Consider the following 17,520-nt stretch of genomic DNA (forward strand, 5'->3'; position numbering starts at 1 on the left):
AGAATGCTACACATAATCTTAAATATCAAGATTATTGAAAAAACAAATAATTTATAAATTCTTCGTACTTAAACACGATTATTTCAAATAAAAACCATACCTTTGCATAAAATTACCCCGAAACAAATATGAAGTTAATTATTTTACCCTTTATTGTTATTCTAACAACCTCTACTACCAATGCACAATCCCTCACCAAGCAGCAGATGCTGGAGGACTACGACCAGCTGTACACGACGCTGACCACGAAGGTGCCGCACTTCGCCGTGCGCAAGCGAGTGACGGGCATCGACATCCCCAAGGAGCTGCGGCGCATACGGCACGACATCGACACCGTGACCTGCGACGGCGGCTTCTACGACGTCATCTTCCGCGCCCTCGCCGCCTGCAATGACCAGCACATCAGCCCCAACCAGACCCGTGACTCCGTAGCCATGGCCCACACGAAAGAGGCTTACCAGAAGTACTTCCGCTATGGCGGTTCCAAGGCTAATAAAGTCTATTACATTGACGGCAAATACTTGACGCGCGGCTTCCAGAACAAGGACACGGAGGTCATCCCGTTCTTCTCCGAACTGACACATGTGAACGGCATCCCTGTCGATAAGTATGTGGCCAAGTACAACCGCCTCGTGAGCGACGCCACCCGCTGGGACTTCAAGCACAAGAAGGCCTGGGCAAGCAGCCTCTTCGACCCGCGCATTATCTACAAGACCGACAAGTTCACATGGACGGTCATCATCGACGGCAAGCCGAAGACCATCGACATGACGCAGGTCGGCTACATCTTCACCCGCGACATTTTCGACGACTTTAATTTCAAGGCCGACTACTTCCAGCGCGATTCTACCCTCTACATCCGCATCCCCCGAATGAACATCGGTCAAGCCGAATGGCTGGAGAATGAGATAGCCAGCCATAAGGGCAAGCCCCTCAACCGCGTCATCATCGACGTGCGCGACAATGGCGGCGGCAACGACATGACATGGCGGTGCGTCCTCTCGGCCATCATCGACCGCCCCCTGCACTGGAGCATCCGACAGGCCGTAAAAGACATCAGCGTACTCGGCGACGACTACACCGACCCCCGCGAAATCAAGGTCTATGGCGACCGCCTCACCGCCTTTCTCGACGAGGACAGCGAGACAACCTTGCAGCCCAGCGACCGCACCATCGGCTATGGCGGCAAAATCTACGTCATGACCAACGAAAGCATCTTCTCCTCCACCTCCGCCTTCATCTCCGTCTGCCAGCGCTCCGACCGCCTCGTCACCGTAGGCCAGCCCTCCGGCTATTTCGTCGGCATCGGCGGCACCCCGTGGGGCGACATCCTACGCCACTCGCGCATCTCCTACCGCTATCCCGTCACGCTGGAGATTACCGACGCCGATGCCGCCAATCCCGAGACCTACTACAAAGACCAAGTGGAGATAGAAGTCTGGCCAACCATCGAGGACTTGCGCATCCAAGCCTACTACAACAAAGGCCAGCACACCGAGGACTTCCTCTACAACCACGACTGGGTGTTCCGCAGGATATTGGAGGAAACGAAGAAGTAATATAAGCACTACGTTAATTTTATAATACAAACTTTACCTTTATTATTAGGGAATGTCCAACGGCGTTTTTTCACAAAACGTTATAGTGGTTGTTGGAGTTTGAACCTGCAAAGGATGTTTCATAAACTCGTTCCAAATATGCTATTGGTTCATTGGCAAAGACTGTCAAAGAGGTTTCAGCCAATGAATACGCATTTGACACAAATCTAAAAGATAACAAGGAAAAGGCTATGTCCAGCAGATACTTACTCAGCTGATAGAGCACTATAAAGGACAGACTTGTGTCCTGGACATGGAGAGTCCGACACAAGTCTGCAAAAACAGCAACCTGCGGAAACGTCGCCAGCAATTCTATCTCCGCAACGGCTTTAGGGACACAAATGTATATCGCACATACAACGGCATCACCATGACTATTATGATGATGGGCGAAGGTATGTTCACAATGAAGGATTGGGACGACATCATCCACGAACTGCAACAGTTCTGGTGGCCTGATGACATCAAGGAAATATAGCGTATCGTCTGCTGACGCTATCTGTCACGTCTATAGTCGTTCCGACTATCTCCGCTCCACCATGCTCTGAGCACGACAAAAAGGACACGGAAGACTATGACGATGATAATAATGCTTTCAATATCACTCATAAATCATTGAATTTTATTCGACCTTTTCTCGCCATACCAAAGCTCAAATAAGTTTGGCTCCGGTCATATGGCTTAACGAAAAGGGGCATTTAGATTTCAAAACACATTCACTATAGGGATGTTCTGAGCCTTTGCCTTACGAATGGTGTAGAACGTTCCACCTTTCTCTCGACCATCATAATATCCTATAAGCTTAGAGGAGTTGTTCACCATGAACTCATCCCTGTCCAAGAAACACCTTGGATAATAACTCTCACTGAGCACAATCACTTCGTCAGCAACCTCCAGCAACCTGTCATATCGCTTTCGGTCATAAAAACTGAAACGACTGGCTTGACCCTTAAAGGGAATTGCAGCTATCAATGTGATGTCGGGATAGCTACGTTTCAGTGAAACAATCGCTTCTGCCGCCATCATATCAAACCCAATGGCAAAGCCGGATATGAAATTTCGGATGCCATGCCCATAAGCATCAAGCACAGCATTTGAAAGCCGCTTTTTGACGTGTTCCCTCTGTGCAGCATCGACAAAGCGATGCCCCGTAAAGGCGGCTGTTGCCGCCCTGCTAAATTTTCTTTGTTCCATATAATCATCAATAAGTTGGTACATATCTATATGAAGTCTTTCCGAGGAAGATGCCATTGGTCACATGTGCTCCGACTCTCTCCAACTGCGCTGCATAGGCACAGAAAGATGTTCCCGTAGTAACCACATCATCCCATACACACACTATCTTGTTGCGAAAGAAACTTGCATCAACCTCTATGGTGTTGCTTTCTTCAAGTCGCTTGGCTCTGACCTCTTTCTTTATCTTGGTTCCATGAACGGCAGACCGCTCTCCAGACACCTTGACATGAGAAAAGCCATCGATGGCACCCGACAACTGACATACGAGTGCGGAAAAAGCCTTGTTCCGTTCCTCGTTGCGCTCTTGGCTGCTGGCAGGGACGCATGAGAAAACCACCTTTCCAATCTTGCGCCCGAACTTCTTTACAAGTTCCTTTGCCACGAACTGAGCCACTTGCGGCTGGTTGCATCCGTCCTTGAAATCAAAGATGGTCTGCCTGTCGAACAAAGCATCTATGCCCACATTCTTGATGCGAGTTGGATAGTAACGGAGGAAACTACTGAGTTCCTTGTCCTCTTGACCCTTGATGAAAACCTTGACCATGTTCATTGCCGTTTCGTTTTTTATTTCCCTTTCATTAAATCCTTTCGGACTGTGACCAGGGAAGATTTTTTCTGCACCCAGAAGTGCGGGAGCGGCAATGAGGCAAGTCTGCCGTGAAGAATACACTTTTCAGCGAAAAGGAAGATTGTTCACGAAGCACGAATTGCTATTTGACGTGGACGCAATAACTTCGCAGAAAAAACTTTCCGCTGTCACTTGTCCGACATGGAGATAGGTGAAACCATCTGATGAACTTCGGTTCATGTATAGTACAAGGGTATTGACCTGTCAAGGAGATTATAAAGGTCTGTTTCGCCCTTCGGATCCGTGAACTCGAAGGGCGAAGCCGCCAGAGAAGGCATCATGCTTTTCTTTCTATCCGTTCGTTGAACTCATTGGCATAGAACACTCCCAAAAGGTATTGCTCCAGCTGCTCCAAAGGCAGATAGTCAGTGCATCTTGTCCCGAACTCTCCAGGAGAGGGAACTACATAGACAGCATACCTTGCCCCACAACGGGCATCGGCAGCACGGAGGATGGCTTTAGGGTTCATCTGGGTGACCCATTGCTCAATCATGGTTTTTCTCTGCTTGTTGGTCATATCGCTCAATAATTAGTAAGATACCATTCATTGATATTCCATACCTCAATGTCATAGTTGGTTTCATAGCCTTGTGTCTGATAGGCAAACTCCAGTTCTTTGCGGAGTCTGCGTCTAACTTCGGCTTCCAACACTCGTTTTGAGGTCTTTTCAATCTCTTCCTCGCTGAAGAACTCATCCAGCTCTATGCGGTGGTTCTTCACAATGGCATTCACGGCTGCCCATTTGCTGGTGAAAACTCCTGCACATTCTCGATGGCTGGTACTATGCCAGGGGTCAGTTTCGTAAACTACAAAAATCTGTTTCATAATGGTTGGTTATTATTGGGAATAGGCAGCGGAGTTGCCACCTATCCCCAAAGTGATTTACTTTCCTATCTCTGGAATTAAGAAGTCCAAATGACCTGCAAAGATTTCGTCAACATCAATCTCGTGCTCGTTACCTCGGTCATTCTTCTCATCGCCAATGATGGTGAAATATCCGTCCTTGTCCACTCTGACCGAAAGGATAACCACATCACATGGCTCGTCATAGTCATAAGCTGCTACGATGGGACATTCACCCTCAAAGTGCCACTCATAGCCATCATCCACCTTTTCGCCACGAAGTCTGAGTTTTTCGGCAAGTTCCTCCTGCTCACGGTGCTTCACCTCCTGCACACTGTCATAGATGGAAAAGTCTTTGAGTTTTCCTTGACGGACAAAGTGCAACTCTTCGCCATCCGAATGGCAGATACCATATTCATGGAACAGCACCGGCACGAAGTCGATGGGTGCAGCCATCCAAGAAATGTTGTTGAGCGAATAGTCATGCTCTGCCATGAACTGCTCGATGTCCTCTTCAATCATGTGGTCGGGAACGTTCAAAACCTCGATGCGGACATTCGCGCTGTCCATTACGATAATCTTCATAATCTTATATTTAGGGGTTATACATTAGTCTTTATCATAGAGCCGTGAAAGGAAAAGTTGCAGTTCCTCGTCCTTGATGTCTGCAAGTTTGCAAGGCTTGAAATCCTTGTCCTGCTCTATTCTCAATGTGCCAAGTCCGTACTCACTTGCGTCATAGGTGATACTTGCCATTTCGGTAGCAGACTGGTAGCCGTACTCGGTTTCTTGCAGACCTGCTACAATACCATAGAGTGTGAAGTCATTGCCTTCCTGCTGACCTTCCATGATGTACCAGCGGATATTGCCAAGGTAAAACACTGCGATGCACATAGCATCCTTCTTCTTCGCGTCCTGAGAATACAGGGGATAACTGCTCAGTGCCTCGGTCAGCTCTGGCGTTATCAGTCGGTTGTTGAAATTTGTTGTTGCCATACTCTGAAATTTTTATTTTCCCTTTCATTCAAGCCTTTCAGCCTGTGATTGGGAATTTTTCTGCTTTTCAAGGTGACAGCAAGGCAATAAGGCAAAAATAGTTTCAAGAATACTCTTTTCAGCGAAAAGGAAGATTTTTGAAAGCGAAGCCCTGCTATTCTTGACGGTTTGAATGGCGAAACTACCTTTGCAGAAGAATTCCTTTTCACGGGCTTTGAAGGATATGACAGAAAATGTCTTGTATAACAACATATAAAGGTGGGGCGGGATTGTCCAAACAGGAATCATCAGCCAGTATGTCAGAAAGAGGAGTCTCCATCAAGCATAAAAGACTGAAAGTATCTGGCAAAGTGTTTAGTTTTGCCAAATACCTTCTGTCAATGATTGATAGAGTCTCCTTGACATACCTTTGGCAGAGTGAGGAAACTCTTATGATCAACTCGCTTGACCACAAGAGTTTTCCCTCTATGACAAACTGAGGATGCTGTTTAGACAATGGTGAGGGCGTAGATTATAAGAATCATGTACATCAGGTTAGAAAAGGGATAGCCGTAAGAATATAACAATTTGGGATGGGGTGAAGCCAAATTCCAGAAAAGCAATCTTCCCGACGAAGTGGTGTACTGTTAGCAAAAACAGAGTCAGTGAGTTTTCGCCCTGCGATCTCACCGACCCTGTTTGAAGATGACTGGACTCCTTTTCGTGATTGCCTATCCCTGTAACTGTGTCTTTTCTTTCATGTCACGCTCTGCTGACTGAAAATAAAGACTCTGTTAATGGGACTGGGGGTGGCTTCATGGTGCGGGGCGAAGCATTATAATAGGTAAGTTTGATTTATTGATGTCAAAGTTAGATTCATTGATGTCAAAAATGGATGGATAGTGACATCTTTTGTGTTCAAAACTTCATAATTTTGCACCAAAAACATATCATAATCAAAGTATTAATTAACACAATTATTTATGGAAGATGCTATTAACAAATGTTCCGCTACCACCGACAAGACAGGAGTAGGAACGACAACCTTCAGCAAGGTTCAATTTATAGGAATCGCTATATCCACGACTCCTTCTGGCCTTACATCTATCGATGAAACCAGTGATGACGGCTATTATGCAGGTATCATCAATGAAAAATCAGACATTCAAGTTCGAATCAGTTTCATCAAAGATGCATTGAGCAAAACAATGTCAGATCCTAATTTTGACAATGACACATCGACATTAAAAATCATTGTCTTTCCAGAATTTCTTATGAGAGGTCCAAGAGGAGCCTACTCTTATTCTCACCTTCTACCATACATACAGCAGATTTTACAATTGTCAGAAAGACAAGACATTCTTTTGTTTATTGGTTCTATATTGTCAGCTGACCAACCACCAACATTCAACTCAGACTTCTACTATACAGGCGATAATCTTTTGGACATTTACTATCGCTTGCATTCTGACAAAATGGCAAGACAGTCTCTCCATAACTTATTAAAGCGCGCTGACGGAAAAATAAAACTCCAAGATACCGAAACGGATGATGCCTTTGATGATATACTTATCAAAGTGCTGGATTATAGTGATATGCAGGCCAAACAAGTCATATCAAACAAGTGCTATGTTGTTTCTGAGTCATTTTGTCACACAGTTCTCAAGCAGTACAAGTCAAAAGAAGACTTCATTCTCAACACACATAGACGTTCTACGCAACGCAGCGAAATTGGACCATATCCAATGTTTTTACAGACGACCACAAAGTATGCTGAAATAACTGAAAGTCATAATTTGAATTCATCTGTTTTTACATACGGTGGAATCCATTTTGGTGTAGAAATATGCCTTGATCACAAGCGCCAGCGTTTGAAAAATGCAGATGTATATCCTGTAGATATACAAATCATACCTTCATGTGGTATGACAATACACCCAGAGTCTGTAGTTGTAAAGGATGGTGGCTTCGTATTCAATTGTGATGGAGAATATGAATTGGATCAGAGTGCAGCAGTAAAGGGCGTAAACGGCAAGAATAGTCATACGTCTTTATGTCAGTTATCAGGTTCTTCATTATCTGAAGCTGCTGCAACAATTTCAAATCAGACTGTTGTAATTGGGGAAGACTCTGCTTACTATTCACTTTATCCGAACAAAGAGTACAATATTCATATATATAAAACTTTTGAAATAAAGTAAAAAATGAATATTTATATGCGGATAGATATATTTTAATGCTGATTTGCAAATAAAGGAGGTGAGTCACTTCATAAGTGAAACACCTCCTTTTGATGAATTAATGCAAATTATCCGTTAAGGCTAATAATTGCATTGATTAAGTCTTTTCCTGGGAAGTCAGAAATTACCATTCCAACATATTTGTCAAATTCTTTACCTTTACCAATTCTTTCCGCAGAAAGAATATTAGTACCCTCGAATGCTATAGAGCAAATACCAATGAAGCAGCCAACTCTTGGGAAGTCAGGCCAGCTGTCTTTCCATCCTGGGGTGGTACGGCCAGTAAGAAGTCGCGGATCATTGGTTCCTGGACTTGATTGTCCACTAGCTACAAAATAAGGGAAAGAACCTGTTGAACCTGAAAGGAAATTAATGAAGGTCTTTCGACCTGACGGGTCAGAATTGTTTGCCGCATACATGAGATCCTTAACATATGTCCATTTGTCATACAAATCCCAGTTAGTTTTTAACTCATATTTATCCTGTATGTTGAAGTGGCAAGAATCCCATTTGATTCCATAACTACCAGTAGCTGTGAAATTCTGAAGAACGACAACTTTTCCTCTTGTTTCTTTCAACGTTGGATTATCGTTAATAGGTTTCCAGAACAAATTAGGACGAGGATCCCAATAAGCGCACTTAAATGTCTCCTCAAAAGTACGAGTTACATTTTCTGACTTGTACTCTTCTTGTATTCTCATGTAAATAGTTTCACTAGGGTTATCACGCAAGAATGCAGTAACAATGTCAAGCACCTCACCAAAATAAACCTTCTGAAAAACAACACCATGATGAATTGCAAAAATATCCGCAATATGACGACAGCGAATATCCAACACACGGATGCCAGAATTTAACTGTCCCCTTAAACTTACAGACTGACACTGTGCAATGTCGCCACCATAAAATGCCATCGTGTCGTGTGTACCAGGAAGAGACAATTGATTCATGTGAAGATTGTCATCAAGTTTAGACATCCAATTCGGATTGTCTATACCGATACTGTTATCATGACAATAGCCAGCAGGACGCGAATCGCTTGCACACGTGATTGCGTGTTTTCCTACCTCCATTGGACTAACAAAATGTTTGTTGTCCAAGCAATCAGTTTCTTTGTTTGCCATAATTATATTAGATTAGTCCTACTCTGTTTAAAATTGGTTTTTCGGTATCCACCATGTCAACGTTGAACGATACAAAATTAAGAAAATAGTAGAAATGACTGAGTACTAAATACGTAAACAACCGTTTCATCCACTAAACAGCATTGTTTTTCTTAAATGCATTACAATTCCCCTAAATAATCATAAAAGATGCGCTCCAAAGCACAGATTTTTTTGATTATTTAACAAAAAGCAGTACCTTTGCACCTGTTTAATATATAAATAGGTACGAAAGAATGTTTTCGCATACAGAACTTATATATAGCATTGCTTGTACGGTGTACGTAGTGACCTGTCTTATGTTCGCTGCTGTACGGTGGTTTCACGTCTGTCCAGAAGCTAAGGAACAGAAAAGCTACTACCATCCAGACCGTAAGATGGCTACCCTTTTCTATGCAGTCCCTATCATACTGCTACCCTATATATTATTCCCTAACAGCCGAGAATCATGGCTGTTAGTGAAGGGCTATTACCCGCTTACACACTTCTACTACTGCGCCATACTCCTTTTCAACTACTTTGGCAAAGTACGTCAGTGGGAGCGATGGCGATTGTCTGGCATCATTTCCTCTATATTGGTATTTTCACCCATTATTTTATTATTGGGTATAGCCATTTGGCCAGAATTCAATCTTACAGAGGAATTTGCAAACATACTCACAAACATTATTATAGCAATAGGACTCTTGATGACTGCTTATTGCGGACTATCTATGTATCAAGTATTGCGTTGGGTACGCAACTATGATACTGATAGTTTCTCTAACCTTGATGATTTCCCTTTGTCCTATGCACGTCAGGTATTGTTTATTCCTATTTTCCATGCCATCCTGATATGGCCAATGGTACTGTTCAATAATCACACATGGCTTGCATCCATACAGATTATACTGTCTGTGTTTAATGTCGTATTTCTCATTTCTTCGCTTCCTTCAAAGCGCAAAGGTATTTTAGTGGAGCAAATGATTAAAAATGACAAAAAAGAAATGATAGTTGCTGATTTTCAGCAACTTAATTACCCCCCCCCAATTTTGCAAGATAATTTTTCAAGGTACTCTGAGCTTATGACAGACCAAAAGGAAGATGATGCCTTGAATATCTGTCAGAATAATGTACAAGCGTCTCATAAGCCTCAAAAAAGCACGAGGCAAAAGATAATGTCGGCACAAGCCAAAGAAAAGATAGCAACAAGCATCAAGGTAATGATTGAGGAACGCCAGCAGTTCCTCAACCCTCACCTTTCACTTGACGATGTGACAGAAGCATGTGGCTACAGTCACAGCTATGTATCATCTGTACTTCGAGACCAATTTGGTGGCTTCTTCAATTATGTCAATCTTTTGCGTATTCGTCATGTTGATTGCTACATGAAACAACATCCTGAAGTCACAAAAGAAGAGGCAATCTGCAAATCTGGCTTTGACTCACGTCAGTCATATTATCGTGTCAGAAAACGACTGTTTCCTGATGAAGCCACCAGTGACGAATAACAAAAGCGTTATTTGTCATCTTTATTTCTACTATTTTTTACACGATCTCTGGAACCAATAAGTATAAATTTACTTTCTATGATTCCACTATAATTTCTGCCAATAGTCAACATCTTACCATTATCCAATTGTATATAATTGGCAGAAAACGCACTTACATGTTCAACATTTATAGCATAAGAACGATGAATGCGCACGAACAAAGATGAATCCAACTTATCCAAGACCTCACATAATGGGACTGAAACAACTTTCTTTTCTCTATTATCCATATTGATATCACAATAATTCTGCTGTGCTTCAAGATATATGATATCATGAATGCAAACCTTTCTGTAGAACGATTGTGGATCTAAAATAAAAACGTGCTCTTTATTGAGCACAACTAATTCTTCTACCTCGTTGTCCATATTAGTTTTTTATTTGTAAATTTACAAAAACACGCCAACCCACTTGGAGGCTATTCACTGAACAACCGTTTTATCCACCGAACGACAATAACACAGAACAACAAGCGTCATTTGGTGGATGCTTTTGCAGTATAATGGATTAGTATTTTGACTCCTTAATTAATTCTTAATTTTGCTACAAAATTAACGAGCAAACGCCTATTTAAAGGAAGTGTTACAAGGTATGAACTGTATTCATTAGTGCTATTTTAGATTTATTGATGTCAAAGTTAGATTCATTGATGACAAAGTTGAACAAACAGTGACACCCTTTTTGGCGAATTCTCGATAATTTTGCATCAAAAATAACATTATTAATAATAAACATTTAACCAAGAAGAGATTATGAGAAAATTTGTTTGTTCTCTTTTACTCACGGTACTGCTCGGCATTCCGTTGAGTACTAAAGCGACCATCGTTGATGATCCTGGTGTTTTTAACTTTTCTCCATTTTACGATCCATCATCAGGTGTCATCGGTCTATCACTTACGTTTTTCCCTTCTGAAGAGGGAGACACGGTTTACATTCCTGATTATATCTATGAAAATAATCAGTACAAATATGTAGTCAACATCAACACTGGCGCATTTTATGACTGCCATGCCAAATACATCCGTCTGCCAAACCATCTGAGATTTATCCAGGATTATGCTTTCCACTATTGTTGCTTCCTGACTACATTGGAGTTTACAAACGATATTAGTGAAATCGACTTCGGAGAAATCGACGATATTGTAGGTGGCTGCAACTATGTGGACGAAATTATTGTGCCACTTCAATATTTGAGCAATTATATTGATGACCCAGAAGATAGGTTTTTCCCTTATTATTTGTATGAGCAATTGAAATCCAAAATTGTTCTCTCAGATTATAATAAGATGATCTGGGCAGATGTCAATTTTAAAGTAAGTAGTAGCAATAACGTACGACCTTTTTATTGCACAGGAGTAAGTGGAACAACTGCGTATCGCAATTTTTCTGTCAATGTGGTTCCTGCAAATACAGTAGTATGTTTAGAGGGAGAAAACAACGATGTTGTTTATGTAACAGCAACTACAGACAATGCAGACAACGTAACAATTCCAAACAGTATTCACAAGGTAAATAGTACTACCTGTGTTACAAACTCGCTAGGTAATTATTACCATTATTTTGTCGGGTATGATTATTTCACCAGTATTAATAACAACACAACCGTTTGTTTTGCACCGAAAACTGCTTATTTATTATCAACAACAGATTCAGATATAATATTACAATGAAACGAACTATTAATCTCATCCTTATTGTTGCCGCTTTGCTCACGATGGCACAGACGGCATGGGCGGCTACGGAGACAAGAACTGCGACATGGTACTTGGACGGTGGCTCATCGGGTAAGACGACGCTGCAAGGCACTCATGTGCTAATCAGTGGAGGTATGACGCTAGAGTACAAGAACAACGACCCGTCAAACAATCCGATATATTTGAGTTCAGGTTCAAAAAGTACATACTTCCGTACCGATATAATTGGAAATGAAGGATTCCTTGAGTTTACAAATTTGTCTGGAACCGTAACCAAGGTAGAACTTAACAATTTCCGATTCGCTCCAACTGGGCATCAGATGTATGTGGGCATCGACATGAGTACACCACACAACGCCAATAAGTTGCTACATCTTCAAGGGGATAACAACGACTATGATTATGCATCCATCAATACGACTGCAGCCTCCAGTGAGGCAACCTTTGAGGGCAGAATAGATGTAAACGTGACAACTCCTTTGAAAATCATGTTTTCCGGTACTGCTGGAACAAGTGGAAATTTCAATTTTAAAGACGGAACCATTACGGTGACTTATGAAGTTGAGGTGGAGGATACCTCTGACCCTGGTCATACGTTCACCTTTGCCGTCAACTCCAGCAATGACGCTGTAACCGCTACATGCACGGAGAGTAGCAATTATCACACCTGTGGCCTCACCAATCGACAAGTCACAATGCAGCTCGTAGCCAATGACGTTTCTTATGACGGAATCAGCCATTACGCTTCGCTTGACCAGACGGCCTTCAACGCTGCGGGCATTACCGACATTGCCGCCACATTCAGTTATAAGAACAGGGCCACTAACGAAGTGCGCACTAATGGTGAGTACGAAGTGGGCTCATACACTGTCACAGCTACCGTCACCATCAATGGCACAAACTACATGCTGACCAAGGACTTCAATATTTTGGCAGGATATAAGGTCAACAACATCTACTCACAGTTCAAACCAAGCAAGATTTCGGCTTTGGAGGGCGAAGCGATGACCATCACTTACACGCAACAGATGGACGAAAGCCTCGATGGGTTGACCCTGACTGGCGCGACATCGGGCAATAACATCACCTACACCCAAAGCGGCAACACCTACACGTTCAACATGCCCGCCGAGGACGTGAACCTCAGCGCTACGTTCACGTATCCGCTGAATGAAAACAACATCACGCAGAGCGGCGACACCTACACCATCAAGACTGCCGAGGGCTGGAACTACTTCTGTCAGCGCTTGGAAGTGGATGGCGACTTGAACGGTTTCAGTGGCAAGACCGTGATGCTGGGTGACAACATCACCGTGACAACGATGGCAGGAAGCACAGACCATCCGTTCAAAGGCATGTTCGACGGCGACGGCCATACGCTGACCTTTAACTACACCGCTGATAGGCCTAATTGCGCCCCATTCCACATCACTAACGGTGCCACCATCCGTAACCTGCACGCAACGGGACTGATAGAAGGCGGTATTTGGCACAACATGGGCGGTCTGGTAGGCTCTGCCAGCGGCAACCTCACCATTGAGAACTGCCATGTGAGCACCCGAATCAGCAGTACGATCAACGGTGAAGCAGGGCACGGTGGTATCGTGGGCTACGTACAGTATACGAACTACCTCGTGGACTGCAACATCACGGGCTGTGTCTATGACGGACTCATCTACAACTCGAACACCTGGAACCAGACTTATGGCTGCGGCGGATTCGTCGGTGCCATGTCGCAGTATGCGTATGTTGACCTCACCGACTGCCTCTTCCTGCACGGCCAGTACGACAACAATGGCAACAAGTGCGAACTCTACTGGGGATATGACAACGACAAGAACAGCACCTTCTTCCACCGCAGCAACGGCTACGGCGAGGGTAAATTGACCAACTGCTTCTACGTCGGCACACGCGGTCTGAAGCAAGGCTCGCCCGCTGTGGAATCGGCCGACGCTCCCGACAATTTCGCCCACTTCGGCGACCAGACAACCGACCACGGCTTCCTAAAGGTCTATGGTCACACCATGGTCTTCGACGGAAAGTACTATACGCCGACATACGGTGACCTGGTGGAGACGTACAGCTACAGCGGGGAGAAGAGCTACATCATCGAGTACGATGACATGCCGCTCGGCATCAAGGATGTCAAGACAAAACAGAGGACAAATTACCTGCGTTACAACCGTCCGTTCACCAGAGACAAGGCCGTGACCATCATGCTGCCGTTCGACTTCACGAAGAACGATATCAGGCGGGGTGAATATGACAACATTTCGGAGGGAAAGTTCTACGAGTTCGCAGGCATTGAGGAAGTGCCATTTAACATGTGGATTGCCGTGATGAAGGAAGTGGGCGTGGAAGGCTCTAACGAAACGACTGAGACCACGATGAAGGCCAACACGCCGTATCTCTTCATGCCTGGCGAGGACGCTAAATACCTCTACTTCACTAATGGGGATGACTACTACCAAGGCTTCGATATCTTCACTGAGGGTTACGAACGCGGTAACAAGCAGACCGAGTACGACGGCAGCGATGGCACATATTCGTGGAACAAATGGAATTTCAAAGGCACCTACCAGCCTCGCTACTGGAGCGACAGCGAGAACTCCGAAGAAATCGGCAAGGTGTACGGCTTCGCAGGAGCGACCAAGGAGATGGACGAACAACTCGTCGTGGCCGGTGACTTCGTGAGAGTGAAGAGCGGCGCAAAAATTCGTCCTACGTCATGCTATTTAGAGTGGGTTAAGCCTGAGGACTCAGAGCAGGAACCTAATTCTGCCTCTGCCAAAAGAATGACTCGCTCTGCCTCTAACGAAGTAGAACTGCCACAGCGCATCACTGTCAAACTTGTAGGAGCCAATGGCGAGGTGACCAGCATCGGTGAGATTGACACCAAGACAGGTGACGTTACATTTGACGGATGGTACACAATAGACGGTGTTCGTCTTAGCGAAAAGCCAAGCAAGAGCGGCTTATATATTAATAATGGAAGAAAAGTAATTATAAAGTAAATAGTACATACAATGGAAAAAGAAAAATATGTGAAGCCTACTTGTAGTGCTATACTGTTGACGCATCGGATGCAGTTGCTGGCTGGTAGTGGTAGTTATACAGATCCAGAGCCAACTCCGCCCAATGAGATACCAGACTATGACGATTGGCTGGAATAACATCTGATGGGTTATGAGTATAATTCAAGCAGTTGCATTCATTGCCTTGGTCGTCTTCATCATTTATGGCCTATGGTTACAGTTTCGTATGAGACTCGACATCGAAGAAAATGAACAAGAAGACAACAAGAAGCTTCACGAATGGATTAAAGCCCACCCTGACCGCTCCAATTCTTTAGGATATACACATAAAGAAGAGGAAAATGTGAAGGAAGAAGCATAGAAGCCATTCGCATATTCAACAGGTCAAACTCCTGCGCAAGTCTTAATGACAGGCGCAGGAGTTCTTTTTTTACCCCAATTATGGTATATTGCATATACAATATATCCATCACAAATGCCCTATTTCTATTCCTCAAGTTCAAATTCATCCTCGCTACAATAGATTTCCGCTCCGCTGCCAACGACGATGCACCTGTACTGATAGCCATGATAGCCTCCATTGATGCTGTCTTCATCCACTTGGATGTCACGATACCCTTTGTAGGGTTTTAATAATCTTGCGTATCTCATAACATCTATAGATTAAGAGTTAGAACGGCATATCTTTCTCGTCTGGTTCTGGCGCGTCCTGCGGTGGCTGGGGCGTGTTCTTAGCCTTAGCTCCTTTCTTGGCAGCCTTCTTCGGGTCTGCATCCTGCTCCTCTCTCTTCCCTACGTTCACGAAAGCGATGCTGTCCGCATTGATAGAGATTTGAGTGTGGTTTTCGCCTTGGCGGTCTTGCCATTGTGATGTAGAGATTGTTCCCTCCACGAGAATAAGCCTTCCTTTGGTGAGGTATTCAGCCAAACGGATATGGTTCTCCCTGCTGCTGCGTACTCTTACCCATGTGGTGATGTTCTGACCTTTGGAGTAGTCATCGACAGCCATGTCAACTGCGATAAAAGTTCCGTGTGCGCCTGTGATGGTCTTACAGTCCTTGCCGATACGACCGATTGTGTGAGTGTAAATCATATAATATGGAAGTTTAGTGACGGATGGTTAGTCACGTCGTTACCTTTTATTTGTGGATGAAGTATTCTATTGCGGAACTTACCAAAATATAGTGGGTCTTAGTCTGCTGGCATTGTTCCCAATAAGGATTATAGAAGTTCAAAGCCAATGCGTCGTAGAGGTCAGGAAGTTCATGCTTAATTCTTTGAACAAGCCGTTTGTAACTTGCTTTTCTCGCCCCCTTCATCAGTTGTTGCCACTCGTCAATCGTGGTCTGAACGCAACAAGTTTGATAATACATAGTTCCTATATCTTTGAATTGTGGTTATTCTTTTCCCTTTCTTTGGGATTATTCCTCAGAGAGGAAGAAGAAGGCTTACTTGGCCTTCTTCTTGGATTTCTTTTCCTCCTCCTTTGGAGCTTCCTCCTTGTCTGGAGTCTCATAGAACTTGGTGGCTACCAGCAGAACTCGGTTGTGCTTGACACCTTCCTGATCGCTCCACTCTTCGGGTTTGAAGTAACCCTCCACGGTGAGCATTGAACCCTTGGTGAGCTTGTCGAATGAATCGGCGTTCTCGTTCTTACGCCATGCTTCCACATTGATGAAAGCCGATACGCGGTTGTTCTCTTCGCCGTTCTTCTCGCTACGGCCGATGGCCAATGAGAAACGTGCTACTGAAGCGGTTGTGAACTGACGGATTTCTGCATCCTTACCTACGAAACCTGTTACTGCGAAATTGTTCTCGATCTTTTTCATTTTTTTGAATTTTTAGAAGTGAAACATTTATTTTTTACGTTGCTTTAAGAGTTGGCAAGGGAAGTATGGGAATGCAAGGAATTACCGAATTATTTCACCCTTGGGCTTAGGAAAAGTTTTTATTGGATGCACGGCAGACGGCAAAAAGTTTTTGAAAAAATCCGAGGAATAAGGCAGCTGGTACTTGCAGAATACGGCTTGCACTAACTTTGCGACGGAAAAAGTAAGTGTGATTCGCTTCGCCCGGAAAAGGCATAAATGAAGAAGTCGGAATAAGAACAATTCAGTGACAGATACGCAAGGAGGATGCAAGGCAGTCCAACGCTCCATGTTGTACGTCATGGTTATCGGACGGAGAAGGACAAAGCGAAGAAACAGCGTTCATTCATATTCATCTGGTAGTATAGTCAACGAGGATGCGCATTGACATGCTAAAGAGGCAATGCTGTGGAAGGTTACAACAGAAGACAGGGGAAAAGCGGTTAGGATGTTCAGCAAGGCGATCTGTAAGACAGTTTGCATGAGAACTCCTGCAGGAATGGAAAGAGGAAAAGAATAAACTCAAAGAAGAAGGTCAAGTAAGCCTTTCCTTTCCAAGAGTACGAATATAATATGAAAATGACGGTTTTCTTCCCAATCGGATTATAAGAGGTTTATTCAGTATTATGGGTGTTATCTAAATCCGAGTATTGATAGCATTGCACCGAAAACACTCAACATATAAAGGTTCTTGTACAAATCTACTAC

20 protein-coding genes are annotated in these 17,520 nt (G+C 43.8%); 8 read left to right on the forward strand and 12 right to left on the reverse strand.

The genetic code is table 11. From position 1 onward, the window contains the following. Nucleotides 1-128 precede the first annotated feature (128 nt). The gene (locus tag M1D30_RS10150; protein WP_248503652.1) at nt 129-1,559 is read left to right on the forward strand and encodes a S41 family peptidase; all 1,431 of its coding nucleotides are present in this window, start codon (nt 129-131) and stop codon (nt 1,557-1,559) included. Nucleotides 1,560-1,851: 292 nt separating this feature from the next. Further along, entirely contained in the window at nt 1,852-2,076 is a 225-nt protein-coding gene (locus M1D30_RS10155) for a hypothetical protein (protein ID WP_248503654.1), read from the forward strand. A 227-nt stretch (nt 2,077-2,303) separates the two neighbouring features. On the opposite strand, the gene M1D30_RS10160 is transcribed toward M1D30_RS10155, so the two are convergent. The 6 genes from M1D30_RS10160 to M1D30_RS10185 all read right to left on the reverse strand — a co-directional run bounded on the left by M1D30_RS10160 (nt 2,304) and on the right by M1D30_RS10185 (nt 5,301). Beyond that, entirely contained in the window at nt 2,304-2,816 is a 513-nt protein-coding gene (locus M1D30_RS10160) for an SLOG family protein (protein ID WP_248503656.1), read from the reverse strand. Next, nucleotides 2,800-3,384, reverse strand: coding sequence for a ribonucleotide-diphosphate reductase subunit alpha (locus M1D30_RS10165; RefSeq protein ID WP_248503658.1), 585 nt, complete (start codon nt 3,382-3,384; stop codon nt 2,800-2,802). The genes M1D30_RS10160 and M1D30_RS10165 overlap by 17 nt, the downstream gene beginning before the upstream one ends. Nucleotides 3,385-3,739: 355 nt before the next feature. Beyond that, nucleotides 3,740-3,979 (reverse strand): hypothetical protein, encoded by a 240-nt coding sequence (locus tag M1D30_RS10170; protein ID WP_248503660.1) that lies wholly within the window; start codon nt 3,977-3,979, stop codon nt 3,740-3,742. 5 nt (nt 3,980-3,984) lie between these two features. Then, the gene (locus M1D30_RS10175; RefSeq protein WP_248503662.1) at nt 3,985-4,287 is read right to left on the reverse strand and encodes a hypothetical protein; all 303 of its coding nucleotides are present in this window, start codon (nt 4,285-4,287) and stop codon (nt 3,985-3,987) included. A 57-nt stretch (nt 4,288-4,344) separates the two neighbouring features. Then, complete coding sequence (locus tag M1D30_RS10180) at nt 4,345-4,890, reverse strand: hypothetical protein (RefSeq protein ID WP_248503664.1); 546 nt, start codon at nt 4,888-4,890, stop codon at nt 4,345-4,347. Between the two features lie 24 nt (nt 4,891-4,914). Then, nucleotides 4,915-5,301, reverse strand: coding sequence for a hypothetical protein (locus M1D30_RS10185; RefSeq protein WP_044109262.1), 387 nt, complete (start codon nt 5,299-5,301; stop codon nt 4,915-4,917). Between the two features lie 962 nt (nt 5,302-6,263). On the opposite strand from M1D30_RS10185, the gene M1D30_RS10190 reads away from it, so the two are divergent. Next, a complete protein-coding gene (locus M1D30_RS10190; RefSeq protein WP_248503666.1) occupies nt 6,264-7,481 on the forward strand; it encodes a hypothetical protein in 1,218 nt (405 codons plus the stop codon). A gap of 107 nt (nt 7,482-7,588) precedes the next feature. Here the strand turns inward: M1D30_RS10190 and M1D30_RS10195 are convergent, their stop codons facing one another. Then, entirely contained in the window at nt 7,589-8,644 is a 1,056-nt protein-coding gene (locus M1D30_RS10195) for a phosphatidylinositol-specific phospholipase C (protein ID WP_248503668.1), read from the reverse strand. A 416-nt stretch (nt 8,645-9,060) separates the two neighbouring features. On the opposite strand from M1D30_RS10195, the gene M1D30_RS10200 reads away from it, so the two are divergent. Continuing rightward, entirely contained in the window at nt 9,061-10,173 is a 1,113-nt protein-coding gene (locus M1D30_RS10200; protein WP_248503670.1) for a hypothetical protein, read from the forward strand. Between the two features lie 8 nt (nt 10,174-10,181). Here the strand turns inward: M1D30_RS10200 and M1D30_RS10205 are convergent, their stop codons facing one another. After that, nucleotides 10,182-10,583, reverse strand: coding sequence for a LytTR family DNA-binding domain-containing protein (locus M1D30_RS10205; protein ID WP_248503672.1), 402 nt, complete (start codon nt 10,581-10,583; stop codon nt 10,182-10,184). 384 nt (nt 10,584-10,967) lie between these two features. On the opposite strand from M1D30_RS10205, the gene M1D30_RS10210 reads away from it, so the two are divergent. Genes M1D30_RS10210 through M1D30_RS10220 form a run of 4 tightly spaced genes read left to right on the forward strand, consistent with a single transcriptional unit; the run spans nt 10,968 to nt 15,305 of the window. Further along, entirely contained in the window at nt 10,968-11,885 is a 918-nt protein-coding gene (locus tag M1D30_RS10210) for a leucine-rich repeat protein (protein WP_248503674.1), read from the forward strand. Next, nucleotides 11,882-14,923, forward strand: coding sequence for a hypothetical protein (locus M1D30_RS10215; RefSeq protein WP_248503676.1), 3,042 nt, complete (start codon nt 11,882-11,884; stop codon nt 14,921-14,923). Before M1D30_RS10210 ends, M1D30_RS10215 begins: the two co-directional genes overlap by 4 nt. A 30-nt stretch (nt 14,924-14,953) precedes the next feature. Further along, nucleotides 14,954-15,082, forward strand: coding sequence for a hypothetical protein (locus M1D30_RS13750; RefSeq protein ID WP_256466169.1), 129 nt, complete (start codon nt 14,954-14,956; stop codon nt 15,080-15,082). Between the two features lie 13 nt (nt 15,083-15,095). After that, nucleotides 15,096-15,305, forward strand: a complete 210-nt coding sequence (locus M1D30_RS10220) for a hypothetical protein (RefSeq protein ID WP_248503678.1) — start codon at nt 15,096-15,098, stop codon at nt 15,303-15,305. A gap of 125 nt (nt 15,306-15,430) precedes the next feature. Here the strand turns inward: M1D30_RS10220 and M1D30_RS10225 are convergent, their stop codons facing one another. The 4 genes from M1D30_RS10225 to M1D30_RS10240 all read right to left on the reverse strand — a co-directional run bounded on the left by M1D30_RS10225 (nt 15,431) and on the right by M1D30_RS10240 (nt 16,773). Then, complete coding sequence (locus M1D30_RS10225) at nt 15,431-15,595, reverse strand: hypothetical protein (protein WP_248503679.1); 165 nt, start codon at nt 15,593-15,595, stop codon at nt 15,431-15,433. Nucleotides 15,596-15,614: 19 nt separating this feature from the next. Next, nucleotides 15,615-16,037: a single-stranded DNA-binding protein gene (locus M1D30_RS10230; RefSeq protein WP_248503681.1), complete on the reverse strand. Its 423-nt coding sequence runs from the start codon at nt 16,035-16,037 to the stop codon at nt 15,615-15,617. A 46-nt stretch (nt 16,038-16,083) separates the two neighbouring features. Next, nucleotides 16,084-16,317 (reverse strand): hypothetical protein, encoded by a 234-nt coding sequence (locus M1D30_RS10235; protein WP_248503683.1) that lies wholly within the window; start codon nt 16,315-16,317, stop codon nt 16,084-16,086. Nucleotides 16,318-16,392: 75 nt separating this feature from the next. Then, nucleotides 16,393-16,773 (reverse strand): single-stranded DNA-binding protein, encoded by a 381-nt coding sequence (locus M1D30_RS10240; RefSeq protein ID WP_027452766.1) that lies wholly within the window; start codon nt 16,771-16,773, stop codon nt 16,393-16,395. Nucleotides 16,774-17,520 lie beyond the last annotated feature (747 nt).

It is taken from the genome of Prevotella sp. E15-22, from assembly GCF_023204875.1.
In the GTDB taxonomy this organism is placed as follows: Bacteria; Bacteroidota; Bacteroidia; order Bacteroidales; family Bacteroidaceae; genus Prevotella.

Coding starts and splice junctions, on each gene's coding strand:
- M1D30_RS10150 (WP_248503652.1), top strand. CDS start 129: ATGAAGTTAATTATTTTACCCTTTATTGTTATTCTAACAACCTCTACT.
- M1D30_RS10155 (WP_248503654.1), top strand. CDS start 1,852: ATGGAGAGTCCGACACAAGTCTGCAAAAACAGCAACCTGCGGAAACGT.
- M1D30_RS10160 (WP_248503656.1), bottom strand. CDS start 2,816: ATGTACCAACTTATTGATGATTATATGGAACAAAGAAAATTTAGCAGG.
- M1D30_RS10165 (WP_248503658.1), bottom strand. CDS start 3,384: ATGAACATGGTCAAGGTTTTCATCAAGGGTCAAGAGGACAAGGAACTC.
- M1D30_RS10170 (WP_248503660.1), bottom strand. CDS start 3,979: ATGACCAACAAGCAGAGAAAAACCATGATTGAGCAATGGGTCACCCAG.
- M1D30_RS10175 (WP_248503662.1), bottom strand. CDS start 4,287: ATGAAACAGATTTTTGTAGTTTACGAAACTGACCCCTGGCATAGTACC.
- M1D30_RS10180 (WP_248503664.1), bottom strand. CDS start 4,890: ATGAAGATTATCGTAATGGACAGCGCGAATGTCCGCATCGAGGTTTTG.
- M1D30_RS10185 (WP_044109262.1), bottom strand. CDS start 5,301: ATGGCAACAACAAATTTCAACAACCGACTGATAACGCCAGAGCTGACC.
- M1D30_RS10190 (WP_248503666.1), top strand. CDS start 6,264: ATGGAAGATGCTATTAACAAATGTTCCGCTACCACCGACAAGACAGGA.
- M1D30_RS10195 (WP_248503668.1), bottom strand. CDS start 8,644: ATGGCAAACAAAGAAACTGATTGCTTGGACAACAAACATTTTGTTAGT.
- M1D30_RS10200 (WP_248503670.1), top strand. CDS start 9,061: ATGGCTACCCTTTTCTATGCAGTCCCTATCATACTGCTACCCTATATA.
- M1D30_RS10205 (WP_248503672.1), bottom strand. CDS start 10,583: ATGGACAACGAGGTAGAAGAATTAGTTGTGCTCAATAAAGAGCACGTT.
- M1D30_RS10210 (WP_248503674.1), top strand. CDS start 10,968: ATGAGAAAATTTGTTTGTTCTCTTTTACTCACGGTACTGCTCGGCATT.
- M1D30_RS10215 (WP_248503676.1), top strand. CDS start 11,882: ATGAAACGAACTATTAATCTCATCCTTATTGTTGCCGCTTTGCTCACG.
- M1D30_RS10220 (WP_248503678.1), top strand. CDS start 15,096: ATGAGTATAATTCAAGCAGTTGCATTCATTGCCTTGGTCGTCTTCATC.
- M1D30_RS10225 (WP_248503679.1), bottom strand. CDS start 15,595: ATGAGATACGCAAGATTATTAAAACCCTACAAAGGGTATCGTGACATC.
- M1D30_RS10230 (WP_248503681.1), bottom strand. CDS start 16,037: ATGATTTACACTCACACAATCGGTCGTATCGGCAAGGACTGTAAGACC.
- M1D30_RS10235 (WP_248503683.1), bottom strand. CDS start 16,317: ATGTATTATCAAACTTGTTGCGTTCAGACCACGATTGACGAGTGGCAA.
- M1D30_RS10240 (WP_027452766.1), bottom strand. CDS start 16,773: ATGAAAAAGATCGAGAACAATTTCGCAGTAACAGGTTTCGTAGGTAAG.